Annotated in this window: 19 protein-coding genes; 13 read left to right on the top strand and 6 right to left on the bottom strand. The window is 41.9% G+C overall.

Annotation, left to right across the window (positions count from 1 at the left end):
• Window positions 1–183: 183 nt before the first annotated feature.
• Complete coding sequence (locus tag CSV68_RS14145; RefSeq protein WP_099662456.1) at window positions 184–1,143, bottom strand: peptidylprolyl isomerase; 960 nt, start codon at window positions 1,141–1,143, stop codon at window positions 184–186.
• A 159-nt stretch (window positions 1,144–1,302) separates the two neighbouring features.
• Here CSV68_RS14145 and CSV68_RS14140 point away from each other — a divergent pair, with 159 nt between their 5' ends.
• The gene (locus tag CSV68_RS14140; protein WP_099635583.1) at window positions 1,303–1,404 is read left to right on the top strand and encodes a YjcZ family sporulation protein; all 102 of its coding nucleotides are present in this window, start codon (window positions 1,303–1,305) and stop codon (window positions 1,402–1,404) included.
• A 43-nt stretch (window positions 1,405–1,447) separates the two neighbouring features.
• Here CSV68_RS14140 and CSV68_RS14135 read toward each other — a convergent pair whose 3' ends face one another.
• From CSV68_RS14135 to CSV68_RS14120, 4 genes are all read right to left on the bottom strand, one after another.
• Window positions 1,448–1,633: a hypothetical protein gene (locus tag CSV68_RS14135; RefSeq protein WP_029054118.1), complete on the bottom strand. Its 186-nt coding sequence runs from the start codon at window positions 1,631–1,633 to the stop codon at window positions 1,448–1,450.
• A gap of 86 nt (window positions 1,634–1,719) precedes the next feature.
• Window positions 1,720–2,283 (bottom strand): HTH-type transcriptional regulator Hpr, encoded by a 564-nt coding sequence (locus CSV68_RS14130; protein WP_099635584.1) that lies wholly within the window; start codon window positions 2,281–2,283, stop codon window positions 1,720–1,722.
• Between the two features lie 190 nt (window positions 2,284–2,473).
• A complete protein-coding gene (locus CSV68_RS14125; protein ID WP_099635585.1) occupies window positions 2,474–2,830 on the bottom strand; it encodes a YtxH domain-containing protein in 357 nt (118 codons plus the stop codon).
• Between the two features lie 195 nt (window positions 2,831–3,025).
• On the bottom strand, window positions 3,026–3,451 hold the full coding sequence (locus CSV68_RS14120) for an HIT family protein (RefSeq protein WP_099635586.1): 426 nt from the start codon (window positions 3,449–3,451) through the stop codon (window positions 3,026–3,028).
• Between the two features lie 121 nt (window positions 3,452–3,572).
• Here CSV68_RS14120 and CSV68_RS14115 point away from each other — a divergent pair, with 121 nt between their 5' ends.
• The 6 genes from CSV68_RS14115 to CSV68_RS14090 all read left to right on the top strand — a co-directional run bounded on the left by CSV68_RS14115 (window position 3,573) and on the right by CSV68_RS14090 (window position 12,202).
• Window positions 3,573–4,319, top strand: a complete 747-nt coding sequence (locus tag CSV68_RS14115) for an ABC transporter ATP-binding protein (RefSeq protein WP_099635587.1) — start codon at window positions 3,573–3,575, stop codon at window positions 4,317–4,319.
• Window positions 4,303–5,514 carry an ABC transporter permease gene (locus tag CSV68_RS14110; protein ID WP_099662455.1) on the top strand — a complete coding sequence of 404 codons (1,212 nt, stop codon included), beginning with the start codon at window positions 4,303–4,305 and terminating at the stop codon, window positions 5,512–5,514. Before CSV68_RS14115 ends, CSV68_RS14110 begins: the two co-directional genes overlap by 17 nt.
• 192 nt (window positions 5,515–5,706) lie before the next feature.
• The gene (locus CSV68_RS14105) at window positions 5,707–5,964 is read left to right on the top strand and encodes an IDEAL domain-containing protein (RefSeq protein WP_099635589.1); all 258 of its coding nucleotides are present in this window, start codon (window positions 5,707–5,709) and stop codon (window positions 5,962–5,964) included.
• Window positions 5,965–6,172: 208 nt separating this feature from the next.
• The gene (gene uvrB, locus CSV68_RS14100) at window positions 6,173–8,155 is read left to right on the top strand and encodes an excinuclease ABC subunit UvrB (RefSeq protein ID WP_099635590.1); all 1,983 of its coding nucleotides are present in this window, start codon (window positions 6,173–6,175) and stop codon (window positions 8,153–8,155) included.
• 7 nt (window positions 8,156–8,162) lie between these two features.
• Window positions 8,163–11,030: an excinuclease ABC subunit UvrA gene (uvrA, locus tag CSV68_RS14095; RefSeq protein WP_099662454.1), complete on the top strand. Its 2,868-nt coding sequence runs from the start codon at window positions 8,163–8,165 to the stop codon at window positions 11,028–11,030.
• A gap of 80 nt (window positions 11,031–11,110) precedes the next feature.
• Window positions 11,111–12,202, top strand: a complete 1,092-nt coding sequence (locus CSV68_RS14090) for a DUF4097 family beta strand repeat-containing protein (RefSeq protein ID WP_099662453.1) — start codon at window positions 11,111–11,113, stop codon at window positions 12,200–12,202.
• A gap of 763 nt (window positions 12,203–12,965) precedes the next feature.
• Here CSV68_RS14090 and CSV68_RS14085 read toward each other — a convergent pair.
• A complete protein-coding gene (locus tag CSV68_RS14085) occupies window positions 12,966–13,517 on the bottom strand; it encodes an N-acetylmuramoyl-L-alanine amidase (RefSeq protein WP_099662452.1) in 552 nt (183 codons plus the stop codon).
• 204 nt (window positions 13,518–13,721) lie between these two features.
• Between CSV68_RS14085 and hprK the strand changes: the two genes are divergently transcribed.
• The 6 genes from hprK (at window position 13,722) to CSV68_RS14055 (ending at window position 19,216) form a co-directional block, all read left to right on the top strand.
• Window positions 13,722–14,672 carry an HPr(Ser) kinase/phosphatase gene (gene hprK / locus CSV68_RS14080; protein ID WP_099635199.1) on the top strand — a complete coding sequence of 317 codons (951 nt, stop codon included), beginning with the start codon at window positions 13,722–13,724 and terminating at the stop codon, window positions 14,670–14,672.
• Window positions 14,673–15,494, top strand: a complete 822-nt coding sequence (gene lgt / locus CSV68_RS14075; protein ID WP_233192929.1) for a prolipoprotein diacylglyceryl transferase — start codon at window positions 14,673–14,675, stop codon at window positions 15,492–15,494.
• Window positions 15,478–16,437, top strand: a complete 960-nt coding sequence (locus tag CSV68_RS14070) for a nucleoside recognition domain-containing protein (protein ID WP_099635198.1) — start codon at window positions 15,478–15,480, stop codon at window positions 16,435–16,437. Before lgt ends, CSV68_RS14070 begins: the two co-directional genes overlap by 17 nt.
• A complete protein-coding gene (gene ppaX, locus CSV68_RS14065; protein ID WP_099662451.1) occupies window positions 16,430–17,086 on the top strand; it encodes a pyrophosphatase PpaX in 657 nt (218 codons plus the stop codon). The genes CSV68_RS14070 and ppaX overlap by 8 nt, the downstream gene beginning before the upstream one ends.
• On the top strand, window positions 17,083–17,604 hold the full coding sequence (locus tag CSV68_RS14060) for an acyltransferase (RefSeq protein ID WP_099635196.1): 522 nt from the start codon (window positions 17,083–17,085) through the stop codon (window positions 17,602–17,604). Before ppaX ends, CSV68_RS14060 begins: the two co-directional genes overlap by 4 nt.
• 88 nt (window positions 17,605–17,692) lie before the next feature.
• Window positions 17,693–19,216: a tetratricopeptide repeat protein gene (locus CSV68_RS14055; protein ID WP_099662457.1), complete on the top strand. Its 1,524-nt coding sequence runs from the start codon at window positions 17,693–17,695 to the stop codon at window positions 19,214–19,216.
• Window positions 19,217–19,340: the final 124 nt, after the last annotated feature.

The following is a 19,340-nucleotide window of genomic DNA, read 5'->3' as shown; positions in this document are numbered from 1 at the left end:
AAAATTCATATGCACGTATCACCTTTCTCTTTGACTTGTTTCTCGACAATTCAAGTATAAAAGAAATTGGTGATCACGTGCATTTTTTTGTTCAATTGTTTGAGAACCCCAACATTTATTATAGAACCAAAAAAAGGTCTGCCGACGGAAGTTGTAACTTCCAGGGCAGACCTTTTTCATATATTACTTGCCTTCTTCAACTTCTACTTCAGCATCATCAGCCGGAGCGTCTTCTGCAGGTGCTTCTTCTTCAACCGGAGCATCTCCTTCAGCTGGCTGCTCTTCCATCTTGAACAAATCAAGTGAAGCTTTCAAATCTTCATCTTTGATTTTTACATCTGCTGCTTTAACTAACTTCGAAACTTTAGCCAGTAACTCATTTTCGTCAGCTTTTTCCATCAATAGCTCTTGACGGATTTCAGCTTTCTTTTCATCAGAGATTTTCTTATCATCAGCTTTACGCTTTTCTTTTACTTCGATGATGTGGAAGCCGTTATCTGATTGAACCGGCTCACTGATTTTGCCTGGCTCTAAGTCGTATGCAGCGTTCCAGAATTCAGGAACCATTACACCGTATGCGAACCAGTCAAGATCTCCGCCTTCATCTTTAGAACCTGGATCAGTAGAGTATTCTTTTGCTACTTTCGCAAAGTCTTCTCCTTTATCCAACTTCTCTTTTACTTCTGTTGCTGTCTTTTCATCTTCAACTAAGATGTGACGCGCGTTGATTTCTGATTGAGATTCTTCAAGACGTTTGTCTAACTCTTCGTCAGAAACTTCAATACCATCAGTCAATGCAGCTTCCTGCAATTTATTCAAACGAATCATTTTCTTGAAGCTTTCAGGTGTTTGACCTTGTTGAGCCAAGAATGCTTCGAAGTTTTCACCGAGTTGTTCTTTGTTTTTATCAAATTCTTCATCTACCTGCTTATCGTCTACGTCATACTTATCATCCAGAACCTTTTCCAAGATGATCATTTGTAGGGCTTGTTCACCGACAGATGTTTTCATTTCTTGATAAAACTCATCTTTCGTTACATCTCCTGCTTTAGACGTCATAACCTTTTCATCGCCGCCACCAGAACAAGCGGATAAAGCTGCAACCGAAGCTGCAAGTGTAAATGCTAACATCTTCTTTTTCATGTAATTAACTCCCCTAATCTAAGTATCGATTCTGTCTATTCTTCAAGTAAACACTATATCATATAACGTATGAAAAACAAAAAGGTTCCATACATCAAAAACTGCCCAACCGCTTTTTTCTACTTTCGCATAGGATACAATGTGAAAGGGGGTGCCTTCATGAGCGGTTATTCACACGGCGGATCAGGTTCATCAGGCTTTGCTTTAATTGTTGTGTTGTTCATTTTGTTAATTATCGTCGGTGCAGCATACTTGTGCTAAAAAAAAGCCCGCCCCCAGCAATGGGGGTGGGCAATACATAGTGTTAAGCACTAAAGAACACTTCTACATATAAGGATAAAATGAGGATTGTGATCAGAATGTTTACAGTTCGATAAATCTTTGGCTGCTTTTCTTCTGGAATCTCTCTAGATTGGCAAAGAGCAAATGTCATTTTATTTATTTGATATAAGTAGAACAATGAAAATAGAATGGTAATCGCTATAACCATTTTAGACCTCCTCTTTCTGCTTCTGTACTATCATAGCAGAATATGTGATCAAAAGGAAAAAACTAAACCATGTAAAGAGCAGGTGGTTATGACTCTACTTCAGATTTTGTTAGGTAATCATTTGAATCAACATACGTCTTCTCGATGTTCTGAAAACCGCGTTCGAATATGTCCATAAAATCATCTCCATAGATGTTACGCAATACGGACATGACCTCTAAGAATTCAGGAAATTTACCGTAAATATCACGAATGGGAAGAGAACCCTGAAGAACGCTGTAATCTTCATTATGGTAATTTTCATTCATCCGGATGAGTAACGCTTTGCCTTCTTCTGAAACCGTCACGTATGTATTGCGTCGGTCATCATCTTTTTTCGAGAAGTACAAAAGCTGACGTTGTTCCAACTTTTTTGAGAAGTTAAAGGCGGTTGAGACATGCATTACACCAAATTTCGCGATGTCTGAAATTGTGGCACCTTCCAAATGGTAGGCGATCCACAAAATATGATGTTCATTAATATTGAGTTCATACGGTTTAATCCATTGTTGCCAATCTTTCTCTACAGCTTTCCATAACGCCTTGGACATTTGGGCTACGCGCTGATTGAAGATCATGGCATCTTTACGTGAAATATTTTGATCGGCCATCGAGACACCTGCTTTCTTTCAGTCATTTTATTTATTATACCAAAAAAACAACAAATAAAAAAGACGGAATAGTAAAATAAATCAGTTTGAGTGTATATGCCCATAGAAACAGCTATATTACGGCTGTTTTTACTATGGGTACGTACTCAAAGATTAGCAAGTGAAGAACGGATGCCTAAATGGAAATACCTTAGCGAGTACCAATTGATTTCTCGAGATCATCCAATGCCGTTTGAATTGCAGAGATTTCTTTCTCTAAACGTTTCTTATTGTGTTCAGTCGAGCGCTTCCAGTCTGCTACAGAAACTTTCATTTCTTCGACAGTCTCTGGGACTAGCTCTTTTGCTTCTTTCGATAAATCGGTAACAGAATCTTTTAGATCTGCGACTTGCCCTTTGACATCTTTCAACTTATCCTTCAATTCGAGTGATGCATTTTTGACGCTGTCACGCAGTTCACTGCCAGCTTTTGGTGTAGAATATAGAACGGTTACCGCAGAAGTGACAGCACCTGCTGCCAGGCCAATAAAGAATGTGGACGCTTTCATGTAGAGAACACTCCTTTTGTATAGTTATTATTTTATTAAAGCATGTTCGTACGTAGTTGAGCAAGAAAATGAATGAAATATTATACCAACAAAAGCTTTTTTTCTCCATCGTATGGAGAAATGGACAGAAGAGTGGAATTCAATTTGAGGAATGATGAAAAATGCCGCACTCTTCTGCTCTGTATCCGCCACGTGTTATCGTTGCAGACGCCTTGAAATATTCGTAGCTAATTCAGATACTACATCCATCGGGAACTGCTCTACTTTTGTATCAAATTCGACTTTCAGACCATCTGTTTTATCATAGCGTGGAATTAAATGCATATGGAAATGATAGACGGACTGGCCAGCGAAAGATCCGTTGTTTTGTAATAGGTTCATTCCGGCCGGTTGAAATTCTTCTTTTAATGCATTAGCGATTTTGGGTGCTACTTTAAATAAATTCGCAGCTTCTTCTTCAGTTAATTCATACACATTTTCACGATGTGTTTTTGGGATTAGGAGTACGTGCCCTTTCGTAACAGGCATAATGTCCATAAAAGCAATTACGTGATCATCTTCGTATACTTTTTCTCCTGGAATCGTTCCTTCTACAATCTTGCAGAAAATACATGAGGTCATTTCTACACATCCTTTCATGTTTGGATGTATTGTAGCATATTTTCAGATAGTTAACGAAGGCGGATAAAGCAATTTTACAATTTCTTTGCTAAAATAATAAAAGAAGATAGGGGGAAATATAATGGCAATCCTAGAACTAGAACACGTTACAGGTGGTTATACGCGCAAGCCCGTTTTACATGACCTTTCATTTCAGATAGAAGAGGGGGAGTTGGTCGGGTTAATCGGTCTAAATGGCGCTGGGAAGAGTACGACAATCAAACATATTATCGGTGTCATGAATCCGCTTGAAGGAATTATCAAAATTGACGGTGCGACGTTTAGTGATAAGGAACATTACCGCCAATCATTCAGTTATATTCCAGAGACGCCCGTGTTATACGAAGAACTTACATTACAAGAACATTTGGAACTGACTGCGATGGCATACGGTTTGGACAAGCAACAATTTGAAATACGTACCGAACAATTGCTGAAAGAATTCCGTATGGAAAAACGCTTAAAGTGGTTTCCAGCTCACTTTTCTAAAGGTATGCGACAGAAAGTCATGATCATGTGTGCTTTCCTAGTCGAACCTAAATTATATATTATCGATGAGCCATTCGTCGGATTGGATCCTCTAGCGATTCGCGCATTGCTAGACCAAATTATTGAACGAAAAAATGCGGGGGCTTCTATTTTGATGTCCACCCACGTATTGGCGACGGCTGAGAAGTATTGTGATCGCATTATCTTGTTGCACGAAGGCCGGGTGCGTGCGAATGGTACAATGGACGACTTGCGTAAGACGTTCGGGCGACCGGATGCCACACTCGATGACTTATATATCGCAATGACTGAGGAAACTGACCATGAACAACATGCATGAGATATGGGGACAACGGTTCTTCCATTACGTTAATGAACTACAGAAATATATGCGCTATGTATTCACTGGACATTTGGCTATCGTCTTCATGTTTGCCATTGGAGCGGGGGGCTATGCGTATAGTGAATGGCTAAAAGAAGTGCCCGTTACATTCCCTTCAGTTTTCATCGTATCTATCGTCATTGCACTCTTATTAATGAAAGCGGCACCGACTACGTTACTAAAGCCGGCAGATATCGTTTTTTTCCTGCCATTAGAAAATCAATTGCCGAGCTATATGAAACGTTCGATCACTTGGTCGACATTTTCACAACTTCCCTTACCACTAATTGCTATGGTCGTTGCTTTGCCGTTATTAAAAGCAACAGAAGTGGGAACAGGAACGGATTATCTTCTCATTATGTTACTAATCATCGTGTTTAAAGGGCTATTTGTAGGGACTGAATACAGTGTTCGTATTGCGAAGCATAACTTCGTTTGGCTGGATCGTGTGTTACGACTCGTTTTAACATTTCTAACGATTCACTTCGCTCTTACGTGGAGTACGGTTGCAATCTTTATCGGAATTCTGATTGCTATGCTCTATGCGAAGTTTTGGGATAAGAAAGCGGAGCATTTTCCATTTCCGTATGAGCAGTTTATTGAACTGGAACAAAATCGTATGATGCGTTTCTATCGATTTGCGAATTACTTCACGGAAGTACCGCATTTGGTTGGTTCAGTGAGTAAGCGGAGCTGGTTGAAGATTGCTATGAAACGGTCTACATTCAAGCGCAAGGATGTACAAAACTACTTAATCGTACGTACATTTATTCGTACAGATGATACATTTTGGTTGTGGGTTAGATTAACGGCACTGTCTGCGTTGGGTGCGTTCTTAATACCGTTACCAATTGTATCGTTCATTTTTGTAGGAGCTCTAGCGTTTGCGACAGCTGTTCAGTTGATATTGGCGCTTGAAGGTGGCGTCGAGTTCACGATGGATCTGCTATTCCCTGAAGAACAGGAAAAATCGCAAATCAAAGCGGTTCGTTTGTTAGTAAGAAAACTGATTTGGCTACAAGCAATTATTCTATTACTGGCGGCATTACCTTTGTATGGACTAAGTATTACACCTCTCTTGATTGCGGCGATCGCACTCATTGTCGGTGAGGCAACGATCCGATTAACTAAAGAGCAAGTAAAAGAAATATGATGTTCGTCCAGAGTGAAGTAGAACTACTGCTAGTATTGTAATTCCTATCACAGAATTGTCTGAATATATGTACCTAGTAAAAATTCCTCTAATTATATTAAAGTAATTCAAAAGTTCGAATAGTTAGACTAGTGGTTGCAATTTGTATTCTATTGCATATATAATTACTAAAAGGTATCAGGGGTGAGAGAGATGAACAATAACAACTCATATGCTGAATTTTTGAAAGCGGTAGGTAACAATGGCACTTCTCTCCAAGCGGAAAAGTTGCTGAACGAAATCTATTGGGATCTGTTTCTACAACACATTCACTGGGAACAAACACAATCGCGAATCATGCTGTTGATTGACGATGCGCTGGATCAAAATGACAAAGAAGCATTCGACCTGTATACACAACAATTAATCGACATTTCACAAGAACATGGTTATGAACTAAAAACAAAATAATGTATTCATAGGCACTGCTAGGGCAAAATCCTGGCAGTGTTTTTTTATTGCATAGAATAACCTCGCTGTGAGTTTCTTTCACAAAGTACAAGGGTACAATAAAGTACATAGAGAGTTAGCTTAAAACGTACGTTCGTTATTTCTTTAGAAAAAACACTGGTTGTGGTAAAATAGAAGGACAGGTGTTTAAGAAGAGGAGTGGAACCATTTGAACGAAACATTTCAATTGCAGGCACCATATACGCCACAAGGAGATCAGCCAAAAGCGATCGACAGCCTTGTTAACGGTATTAAAGAAGGCAAGAAGCATCAAACGTTACTGGGTGCAACGGGGACAGGTAAAACATTCACGGTTTCCAATGTGCTGACAGAAATTAATAAACCTACACTGGTCATTGCCCACAATAAAACGTTGGCTGGCCAATTATATAGCGAGTTCAAAGAGTTTTTTCCAGATAATGCGGTAGAATACTTCGTCAGCTTCTACGATTTTTATCAACCAGAAGCATATGTTCCACAGACGGATACATTCATTGAAAAGGATTCATCGATCAATGATGAAATCGATAAACTTCGCCACTCCGCAACGAGTGCATTATTCGAACGGAACGACGTCTTGATTGTAGCATCCGTGTCATGTATTTACGGTCTAGGTTCGCCAGAAGAATATAATGACATGGTTTTTTCATTACGCAAAGGAATGGAAATACCGCGTAATCAACTATTACGCACGCTAGTGGACATTCAGTATGAGCGCAATGATATCAATTTCACGCGTGGTACATTCCGTGTCAGAGGCGATGTAGTCGAAGTCTTTCCGGTAGCTCGTGACGAGCGTTGTATACGTCTTGAGTTTTTTGGAGATGAAATCGAACGGATTCGGGAAGTGGATGCCTTAACAGGAGAAGTCATCGGCGATCGTGATCACGTGGCTATTTTCCCAGGATCCCACTTCGTTACCCGCGAAGAGAAGTTACTTAAAGCGATTGAAAATATTGAAATCGAGTTAGAAGAACAGCTTAAATACTTACGTGATAATGATAAATTATTAGAAGCGCAGCGGCTAGAACAACGGACGCGTTATGATCTAGAAATGATGCGGGAGATGGGCTTTTGTTCTGGAATCGAGAACTATTCTAGACATTTGACGTTGCGTGAAGCCGGGGCAACTCCATATACGTTGCTGGATTATTTCCCTGACGACTTTTTGATTGTAGTAGATGAAAGTCACGTCTCCTTGCCACAGATTCGTGGAATGTACAACGGGGACCAGGCACGTAAAAAAGTATTGGTGGAACATGGTTTCCGCTTACCATCGGCATTGGACAACCGTCCATTGATGTTTGAAGAATTTGAAAAGCATGTTCGGCAGGCAATGTATATTTCAGCCACGCCAGGTCCTTATGAAATTGAGCATACAGACGAAATGGTAGAACAGATTATACGTCCTACAGGATTACTTGATCCAATCATTGAAGTGCGTCCTATTGAAGGACAAATTGACGATTTATTGGATGAAATACATCTTCGAATCGAGCGAAATGAACGTGTATTAATAACAACTCTAACGAAAAAAATGTCAGAAGACTTGACGGATTATTTAAAAGATATCGGAATTAAAGTTCAGTACCTCCATTCTGACGTGAAGACTCTAGAACGGACAGAAATTATCCGTGAGTTGCGTGTCGGAACGTACGATGTATTAATCGGAATCAACTTACTGCGTGAAGGAATTGATATTCCCGAAGTTTCATTGGTCACGATTTTGGATGCGGATAAAGAAGGATTCTTGCGTTCGGAACGTGCGTTAATCCAGACAATTGGACGTGCGGCACGTAACTCAGAAGGACGCGTTATTATGTACGCGGATAAAATGACAGATTCCATGAAGAAAGCTATTGATGAAACGGAACGTCGTCGTGAAATTCAAAAAGCATATAATGAAAAACATGGTGTAACACCAACGACCATCGTTAAGCCGATACGCGAATTGATCCGTGCCACTCAAGTGGCTGAAGAAACGGAATCGTATTTGCAAAAGGTGACGAATGGCAAGAAGCTTTCCAAAGACGAGAAAAGCATATTGCTAACCAAATTGGAAAAAGAAATGAAAGACGCAGCAAAAGCTTTAGACTTCGAAAGAGCTGCAGAGTTACGAGATACCGTATTAGAACTGAAAGCAGAAAGGTAGAGTCCGCATGAAAAATAAAGAACTTGTAATACAGGGAGCGAGAGCGAATAACCTAAAAGACATTACGGTGAAGATTCCACGCGACAAGCTAGTGGTGCTTACGGGTTTATCGGGCTCAGGAAAATCTTCACTAGCTTTTGATACGATCTACGCGGAAGGGCAGCGCCGCTATGTGGAATCATTATCTGCATATGCGCGTCAGTTCCTTGGACAAATGGATAAACCAGATGTGGATTCTATAGAAGGATTGTCGCCGGCTATTTCTATTGACCAGAAGACAACGAGTAAAAATCCACGGTCTACTGTAGGAACGGTGACGGAAATCTACGACTACTTGCGTTTACTTTATGCAAGAGTCGGGAAACCGCATTGTCCGTTTCATGGCATTGAAATCTCTACGCAGACGATTCAGCAGATGGTGGATCGTGTAATCCAGTTACCAGAGCGTACTCGAATTCAAATTTTGGCACCTATTATTTCAGAACGTAAAGGGACACATGCCAAATTATTTGAAGATATTAAAAGACAAGGCTATGTACGGGTACGAGTAAATGGTGAGACAATTGATTTAGACGATAACATCGATTTGGATAAAAATAAAAAGCATACAATTGAAATCGTCATTGACCGAATCGTCATGAAAGAAGGCGTAGAAACACGTCTAAGTGACTCATTGGAATCTGCGTTACGATTAGCAGACGGTAATGTTCTTGTCGATGTGATTGGTAAAGAAGAACTGTTTTTCAGTGAACATCACGCATGTCCTATTTGTGGGTTTTCTATTGGCGAACTAGAACCGCGTATGTTTTCATTTAACAGTCCGTTCGGTGCATGTCCTGAATGTGATGGACTTGGCATGAAACTCGAAGTGGATCCAGATTTAGTCATTCCAAATAGTGACCTAACCTTAAAAGAACACGCTATTGCCCCTTGGGAGCCAACGAGTTCGCAATATTATCCAGAACTTCTGAAGACGATTGCCAAGCATTATAAAATTCCAATGGATGTACCGGTTAGAGAACTAGCTGACTCAGATATTGAAAAACTGATGCTAGGATCGAAAAAAGAGAAGATTCGTTTCCGCTATACAAACGAATTCGGAAACACACGCGATAGCGATATTTATTTCGAAGGTGTCTTGCGCAACGTCGAACGTCGTTATCATGAGACATCATCAGACTATATACGTGAGCAGATGGGTAAATATATGACGGAGAAGTCATGTCCCACTTGTACAGGCTACCGCCTAAAACCCGAATCGCTTTCGGTTTTAGTGAACGGAGAGCATATCGGGAAGATCACGGAACGTTCGATTGTTGAAACGACGAAATTCTTTGACCAATTAATTCTATCTGAGAAGGACACACAAATTGCAGACATGGTCTTGAAGGAAATCCAAGAACGTTTAGGTTTCTTAGTGAACGTCGGTCTCGATTACTTAAATTTATCTCGTTCAGCAGGAACATTATCAGGTGGAGAGGCACAGCGTATACGACTGGCTACACAAATCGGATCTCGTTTGACAGGTGTTCTGTATATTCTCGATGAACCTTCAATTGGACTTCATCAGCGAGATAATGATCGATTAATTGGCACGCTTCAAAGCATGCGAGATATCGGAAATACGTTAATTGTTGTAGAACATGACGAGGACACGATGATGGCCGCAGACTATTTAATTGATATCGGTCCTGGTGCTGGCGTGGCAGGTGGAGAAGTGGTAGCTGCAGGTACTCCTGCGAAAGTGATGAAAAACAAGAAGTCGCTGACCGGTCAATATTTGAGCGGGAAGAAATTCATTCCACTACCGATTGAACGCAGGTCACGTGATGAGCGCAGCATTATCGTTAAAGGCGCTTCAGAGAATAACTTGAAGCATATTGATGCAGAATTCCCACTCGGTCAATTTATCGCAGTTACAGGAGTTTCCGGTTCAGGTAAAAGTACGTTGGTCAATGATATTTTGCATAAAACATTGGCCCAGAAATTGAATCGATCCAAACAAAGACCTGGAAAATTCGATAGTATTAGTGGTGTGGAACATTTGGAGAAGATTATCGATATCGATCAATCACCAATCGGCCGTACACCGCGTTCCAACCCAGCTACGTATACAGGCGTCTTTGATGATATACGCGATGTTTTTGCGATGACGAATGAAGCGAAAGTTCGCGGCTATAAAAAAGGTCGCTTTAGTTTTAACGTCAAGGGAGGACGGTGTGAAGCATGCCGTGGAGATGGAATCATCAAAATCGAAATGCATTTCCTTCCGGATGTATATGTACCGTGCGAAGTATGTCACGGTAAACGTTATAACCGTGAAACACTTGAAGTGAAGTATAAAGGAAAGAATATTGCAGACGTACTGGAAATGACAGTAGAATATGCGGTCGTATTTTTCGAAAACATCCCGAAAATCCATCGTAAATTGCAGACGATCGTCGATGTAGGCTTAGGCTATGTACAATTAGGTCAACCAGCAACGACACTGTCAGGTGGAGAAGCCCAACGTGTGAAATTGGCTTCTGAATTGCATAAACGGTCCATGGGTAAATCGTTTTATATTTTGGACGAGCCGACAACAGGTTTGCACGTACATGATATAGCTAAGTTACTTGAAGTTCTTCAACGTCTAGTTGATGGAGGGAACACAGTTCTCGTTATTGAGCATAATTTGGATGTCATTAAGACTGTCGATTATATTATCGATATCGGTCCGGAAGGCGGAGACAAAGGCGGAGAAATTGTTGCGACGGGTACACCCGAAGCGATAGCAGAAGTCAAAGAATCCTATACGGGTAAATATTTGAAGACCATCCTAGAAAGAGATCGAAATCGGATGAAAGAACAAATAAAAAAAGTAGTAAAGAAATAGAAAATGAAACTTTTGTTCCGCAGAACCGTATAAATAGATAGCTACTGAAAAGATTGTTCAAAACAAGGAGGAATCTGGAAATGCAAAATGAACGCATACGAATACTAACGATGCTTGAAGAAGGTAAAATCACAGCTGATGAAGCATTGAAATTACTGGAAGCCATGGGTAAAGAATCTGAGCAAGGAACAGCGGAAGAGAGCTCTTCAGCTGATGCTTTCTTCGAAGATATCCGCAAAGAATTCGTCTCAGCAGGTGACCGCTTCATGCAATTTATGGATACGGCAGTACACCGTGTGAAAGAATTCGATTTCGAAGCACCATTCAGCAAATCTGTTTCCTTTACACATACAGAAAGTAAGTCCGTAGAAGATATTGAAGAAATCATCATCCATATCGATCACGGTACTGTGGAAATTCATCCTTCAGATACTGAGGAAATCACGGCGAAGTTCTCTGTAAAGCATTTCAATCATGATTCTGAAGCAGGTGCACTCAGCCAGTTCCTAGAAAAGTTATTGTTCGTAAAAGACGGCAATAAGTTGCGCATCGGAAGCGACTTGAAGATGCTGCAAGTCAACCTACATCTGTACGTACCGACTACAGCGCCGTATAGTAAACTTTCTGTCCGTCTATTGAACGGCGGATGTTCTGTTGAAGGCGTGGACTTTAAAGATCTGCGTATTAGAACGGCAAATGGTAAAATTGAATGTGCCGATATTAAATTTGATGAAGCGGAGCTAGAGACTGCAAACGGTATGGTCCGTTTGTTGAAAGTTACTGGCGAAAAGCTAGAAGCCGAAACATTAAATGGTCGTGTCTATGTAGATGGCGCGGTGAATGATGTAGACGCAAAATCCTTAAATGGAAACGTGACGTTGACAACTTCTTCTGCTGATGCAAAAAAATTAGAAGCGAAGTCAATCAGCGGTACGGTTGAAATTTACTTCCCATCTACTATAGGTGTTAAGGGAGAGATTACTTCCAACATGGGTAAGCTTGACTTGCAATTGAAAGACGTATCACGTGTGGAAGAACAAGAACAGTTCTTGCACCGTACGATCCGCTTTAGCAAGAACGTTGAAGACTCAATGAAAGAGCCGTTGCACATCACGGGAGAGTCCAAGACAGGCACTGTCATGGTTCGCTATAACTCTGTCGATATGGGTTAATCACATAATCAAACACCTGCACTGCCATTTGTGGCGGTGCAGGTGTTTTTTGGTTTTTTTGATTGTTTGAATGAAGCGGGAGGATTTGCTTGTGCCGCTCAATAAATCATGTAAGTGCTCATTGTTGCTGCGTTTTCGCTCTATTGAGAGAGTTGTCCGCTCTATCGTGGTCCGTATCCGCTCAAACTTACGGGGGAAGCGATCAATCCTGCCGCTTACCCGCTCATTACACTCTGCTCCTAGAGGTCAATCGCCTGTGCCGCTCAATAAATCGTGTAGGTGCTCATTGTTGCTGCGTGACCGCTCTATGAGGATGGATGTCCGCTCTATCGTGGTCCGTATCCGCTCAAACTTACGGGTTAAGCGATCAATCTCGCCGCTTACCCGCTCATTACACACTGCTCCTAGAGGTCAATCGCCTGTGCCGCTCAATAATTCGTGTAAGTGCTCATTGTTGCTGCGTTTTCGCTCTATGAGGGTGGATGTCCGCTCTATCGTGGTCCGTGAGCGCTCATACTTACGGGTAATGCGATCAATCCTGCCGCTTACCCGCTCATTACACACTGCTCCTAGAGGTCAATCGCCTGTGCCGCTCAATAATTCGTGTAAGTGCTCATTGTTGCTGCGTGATCGCTCTATGAGGGTGGATGTCCGCTCTATCGTGGTCCGTATCCGCTCATACTTACGGGATAAGCGATCAATCCTGCCACGCAACCGCTCAATGCCCCCACATCTCAGTCAAAACAAAACAACCCCTCCCAATTCATCTCCCATACTCCCAACACAAAATCCCAAAAGCGATAGCTCGTGCGCATTGGCGTTGATAGGCTTTGCTTTGCAATAACGCGGCCTCTGTCTGATTCGACATGAAGCCGCACTCTACTAGAATTGCAGGCATATTCGTGTCACGTAAGACAGCGAAATCGGCCTTTTTCACGCCGCGATCGGGACGCAGGCAAGCAGAGATCAAGGATTTCTGCACGGCAGAAGCGAGCACTGCGGAACTTTGGCTTGCTTGTGGATAAATATAGGTCTCAATTCCTTGTGCGGTGTGCCAGCCGTTGCCGAATGCATTTGCGTGGATTGAGACAAATGCATCTGCTTTCATTCGATTAGCTGAAGTCGTTCGTTCGCTTAATGGCACGTCACGAGAAGACGCGTGTGTATACTTTACTGTCAGGCCTTCTTTCGTTAAAAACTCTCCGACGAGTGCGGCTACTGCCGCATTAAAATAATACTCGCGAAGCTTTCCATCAGGTGTTCGTTTACCGGGTGTATCTGGGCCGTGACCCGCATCAAGAATGATTAGTGTCAATTCTGTCCACTCTCCTTTATCCTCTATATAGAGAAGACTTTTGAAAAGGATACAAAAAGGGAATATAGATCAAGAAGTAATCCATTTCTTTTCGTTACCTTCATGTTAAAATAGGTTGGAATGATTTGTACATAAGCACAGGAAATGATGATACGGCAAGAAACTGTCAGAATACGTACATCGTAGCAGAGAGTGAGGGATTTCATGGGTGAATTAACAGTAGAAGATATTATGAATCGTTTCGGATTGGAATTGATTGCTGGACACGAGGGCATTCATAAGCAAGTCCTAATGAGTGATATTTCACGGCCTGGCCTTGAGATGGCTGGTTATTTTGATTATTATCCTGCGGAGCGTGTGCAGTTGATTGGGCGTAAGGAGATGTCCTTCCTTGAAACATTGCCTGCCATTACGCGAAGAAAGCGTTTGGAGCGACTTTGCTCGGTCGATACGCCGGCATTCATTATTGCTCATGGCGAAGAAGGTCCGAAAGAGTTGAGCCAGTTAGCAGAGGAGAAAAACATTCCGGTGCTGCGGACAGATTATAAGACTACGCAGTTCTCAGGCATGCTGACGAATTACTTGGTTGGACAACTCGCTCCGATGACGACTGTTCATGGTGTGCTAGTGGATGTGTATGGTGTCGGAGTATTAATCACGGGTGGTAGCGGAGTAGGGAAAAGTGAAACGGCGTTAGAACTCATTAAAAAAGGGCATAGACTTGTAGCGGATGATTCGGTCGAGATTCGACAAGTATCCGATAACATCTTAATCGGAACGTCACCGAAACTATTGAAACATATGTTGGAAATTCGCGGTGTCGGTATTATCGATTTGATGACGTTGTTTGGTGCAAGTTCCGTGAAAGATGATAAGCGTGTATTGTTAGCGGTCGATTTAGAAATTTGGGATGATAAGAAGCACTATGATCGTCTCGGAATCGATGAAGAGAAAGTAGAAATTCTCGATTCGCAAATTACGAAATTGTCCGTTCCTGTACGACCTGGGCGGAATATCGCAGTCATCATTGAAGTAGCGGCGATGGATTATCGAATGAAGCGTCTTGGAATTAATGCTGCAGAGGAATTTACCAAGCGTTTGGATCAAGCGATCGCAGACAATGCGGAACTATTAGAAGAAGAGGGGCGCGACTAAGTGAATGTTTCCATGCTAGCGATTAACCCCGTCGCGATCAGTATTGGCAGCTTAGAAGTTCGCTGGTACGGTATTTTGATTGCGCTCGGAATTATTTTAGGATTTATGATTGTGCAAAGAGAAATGCTGAAGCGGGGAATGCACCCCGACTTACTCACGGATATGCTCATTTGGGCAATTCCTATTTCTATCATCAGTGCACGAATTTACTATGTTATTTTCACGTGGGACTATTATCGTGATCATCCAGACCAAATCATTCAAATTTGGAATGGTGGAATAGCGATCCATGGTGCCTTGATCGGTGCGGTCATTACAGCTGTGATTTTCTGTAAGAAGCGCGGCGTGTCATTTTGGAAAGTGGCAGATATTACAGCACCGGGCTTATTAATTGGACAAATTATCGGACGCTGGGGAAATTTCATGAACCAGGAAGCGCATGGCGGACCGGTTTCAGAAGCGTTTAAAGAAAGTACGATCATTCCTGACTGGATTATGAATCAAATGACGATTGATGGGATCACGTATCATCCGACATTCTTGTATGAGTCGTTATGGAATGTGGTCGGACTCATTTTGATTTTAGTAATCCGAAGAATGCTGAAGATGAAACGTGGAGAAGTTTTCTTGTTTTATGTCATCTGGTATTCAATCGGCCGATTCTTCATTGAAGGGATGCGGACGGATAGTCTGTACGTCATCGGCAGTTTACGTGCTGCGCAGTTAGTATCTGTAGCAGGAGTTGTCATAGGGATCGCCATCTTGTTGTATCGCAGATATATAATGAAAGTGAAAGAGAACTATGATGACAAACAAAAATAATATCGCATTATCTAGTACGTTGAAAAATGGTTTACAAGTGGGATTAAAAACAACGTGGTCGCTCGGTAAAATTATTTTCCCTATTACGTTGCTTGTAACCATTTTGCAGTTTACACCTATCTTACCTTGGCTTGTGCAATTGGTTGAACCTATTATGCATCTTTTTGGCTTGCGCGGTGAAGCAGCTGTGCCCATCGTGCTTGGCAATGCATTAAATTTATATGCTGGAATTGCCGGCATCATTTCATTAGAATTAACGGTTAAAGAAGTATTTATCATTGCTATGATGATCAGTTTTGCGCATAATTTGTTCATTGAGACAGCTGTCGCCATAAAAGTAGGCGTCAAACTTTGGACAGTGCTTGTCGTTCGACTCGGATTGGCTGTGCTTGCTGGAGTTTTGATCAATGTATTTTGGACAGGCGGCAATGAAATCGCGCAATACGGTTTAACGCCACAAGCGGAAGTTGTGCCAGAAGGCTTTGTGCAGATTTTCTTGCTCGGACTTGAAAAGGCGGCATTTGGCGTCTTGCAGCTGGCATTGATTGTCATTCCATTAATGTTGTTTGTGCAGTACGTGAAAGATCGCAATTATTTAGAGCGTTTTTCTAGTGGTTTGGCACCGTTTACAAAACTGATTGGTGTGAAACCCAATGCCTCGATGACACTCGTTGCGGGATTATTGATTGGCCTGGCATACGGTGCAGGCGTCATGATTCAAGCAGTGCAGGAAGATGGCGTCTCGAAACGGGATATTACATTGGCTTTCATATTCTTGATGGCATGCCATGCAGTGATTGAGGATACACTATTATTCTTGCCACTCGGTATACCGATTTGGCCATTATTGATCATTCGGCTTGTAACTGCCATTGTACTGACGATTACAGTGAGTATTCTATGGAAGCAGCCGAGAGAGAAGGGGGAAGCTGTTATTGACTAATCAACCGATTACTACATTATTATTTGATTTTGATGGAACGCTTGCAGATACAAATGAGTTAATACTTTCTTCTTTTGAACATGTCCTTGAGAAGCATTTCCCTGGACGTTTTGGGCGGGAAGAGATGTTGCCGTTTATCGGACCTACATTACATGATACGTTTTCCTCGATTGCACCAGATAAGACAGAACAATTGATTGACGAATACCGTGAATGGAACTTGGCTCATCACGATGACTATGTAACTGAATTCGAAGGTGTCACAGATACGCTCCGTAAATTATATGATCTAGGCTTTAAGATGGCGGTCGTTTCTACAAAGAAGCGCGATATGGTAGAAAGAGGGATCGACCTTCTCGATATCGCCCCTTATTTTGAGACAGTCATTGGACTCGATGATATTACGAATCCTAAACCGGATCCTGAGCCGATTGCATTGGCATTAAAACGTCTTGGCCGAGCACCTGAAGAGTCACTGATGATCGGGGATAACTTCCACGATATACTGGGCGGACAAAATGCAGGAACACGAACTGCAGCTGTTGCATGGGCGTTAAAAGGTGAAGAATATTTGCAGACATTCAAACCTGACTTCATGTTGCAACATATGTCCGACTTACTTAAAATCACTGCGGGAATCAAACTATGAGACGCACAGAGCGGCATCCTTCCAAAGGAGATGCAAATTCACTTTGGCATATTTACCGTACGGTCTCCATTTTTAAAGTAGCTAAGAATTTCATCGTGATTCAAATTGCGCGGTATACGCCATTTGTTTCATGGAAAAACGTCTTGTATCGAGTGTTCTTGCGGATGAAAGTCGGGAAGCATACGGCTTTTGCGCTGATGGTTGTACCGGATGTCATGTTTCCAGAACGAATTTCTGTTGGTGAAAACTCCATAATCGGGTTTAATTCGACGATTTTAGCACATGAATACTTGATAGATGAATACCGTATTGGCGATGTGGAAATAGGCAATAATGTACTGATTGGAGCCAATACAACGATTTTGCCGGGCGTTAAAATAGGCGATGGTGCCATTGTTTCCGCTGCCTCGCTCGTCAATAAAGACATTCCTGCCGGTACATTTGCTGGCGGGAATCCAGTACGCATTATATATACAGCCGAACAAATGGCGGAACGTGCAGCACGTGAAAGCAAATGAATGACGGGCTATGTAGTTGTGCTATACTAGAGGATACATTGCAGGGGGACGTCAAGTGCGTTCCTCTTACTTTTTCGGAGGAGTTCGATTGAAAAACAACCAACGATTTATAAAAGATAAAATTATTTCATTCCTGCCAGACGGTGATTTTTATCGTAAACGCGCGATGCAAGCTATGCAGCGTGAACAATTTTCTGATGCGGAAAAATATTATAAACGTGCACTGGATTTGAATCCAGATGATGCACTGACCCATATGGAATACGGCGTGTTCATCATGGAAGTCGGGCGCTTTGAAGATGCCTATGAGCTTTTGCAAACAGCTGATGATCTAGATCCAAACAATGATGAGACGACATTCTATTTAGCTGAAGTTCATGCACACCTCGGTCTACTGCGTGAAGCGAAGCAGTATGCATTGAAATATGTGGCTATAGCACCCGATGGCGTATTTGTAGAAGAAGCCCATGAAATCTCTGAATTCGCTGATCAGGAAGAAATGTTCGTTGAAGAAGGCGAACAGCTGGATAGTGAAGTAATATTCAGGCAAGAAAAAGCACGTCGCATGATGGAACAAGGAGATTTTGAAGATGCCATTGAAGTGCTAGAGGATTTATTAGTGGATTATCCGAAAACGTGGGCTGTCCATAATAATTTGGCGCTTGCGTATTTTTATATCGGCAAAGAGAAGCATGCGGAAGACATTCTATATGAAGTCTTGCGTGAAGAAAAAGGCAACATCCATGCGCTGTGTAACTTGGCGGTATTCTTTTATTACAACCGGGATGAAGAGCGTTTGAAAAGTATGATGGAGCTGTTGTCGAAGATTAAACCGTATCAATTCGAACAGCGCTATAAATTAGGTGCGACATTTGCGCTGACAGGTCGTTACGAAGAAGCGTATCACTGGCTTCGCAGTCTGCAAAAACGCGGATTCGAAGGAGATGTCGGGTATTACTTCTGGCTAGCGAACGCTGCATATTTTACGGGTCATCGTAAAGTAGCGGAGCAAGCGAATGAAGCGTTACTGAAATTGGATCCTACGAAAGAAGGCTTCGAACCTTGGAAATCACTGGATGAAGAGTTGGATATGGATTCTTACGAAGAGGATGTTCCGTTCTTGATTGAAAAGATTTCAAACCCGTATCGCAGTGAGCGAATGTTCGGCTTGTACTTAGTAGGAAAGTCGTCACATTTACAGGAAATCCTTTCACATCCCGGATATATAGATGTAGAAAAATTGACAGCTGCGGAACAACTGTTTCTAGCGCACAGTTTGAATTATTCATTCAAGGTGACTAATCCATTTGAGAAGGCTTTGAAAAAAGCACTGGCCATTTGTGATTTATTGTATGAAGACTATAAACCGCTTGATGAGCAAGGTGTACAGTTCTTTCAAATGTGGTTCACGCTATGTGAACATGCACTCGAACAGAAGTATACGTTCAGTAATGTGCATGCAATTGCTGCGGCAGCGGATTATATGTTCCAATCTTCACATGACGAAAAAGTGACGAAAAAGTCTGTTGCAGAAAATTACAGCGTATCTGTTGCGACGTTATCCAAGTATATTCAGGAACTTCTTCAATTTCTGCCTTATACAGAAGAATAACTACTTGCAGATGTTGCATTTAAGTTGAAATTCAAGTGTATTTCTCGTACGATTTTATATAGCGATAGTTTTATCTGCCAGTCGGATGAAATCTTTGGTGAAGTCAATGAAAGCCAAAGGATGC

This window comes from Sporosarcina sp. P29, from assembly GCF_002743265.1.
In the GTDB taxonomy this organism is placed as follows: domain Bacteria; phylum Bacillota; class Bacilli; order Bacillales_A; family Planococcaceae; genus Sporosarcina.
This window is presented reverse-complemented; position numbering and strand designations above follow the sequence as displayed.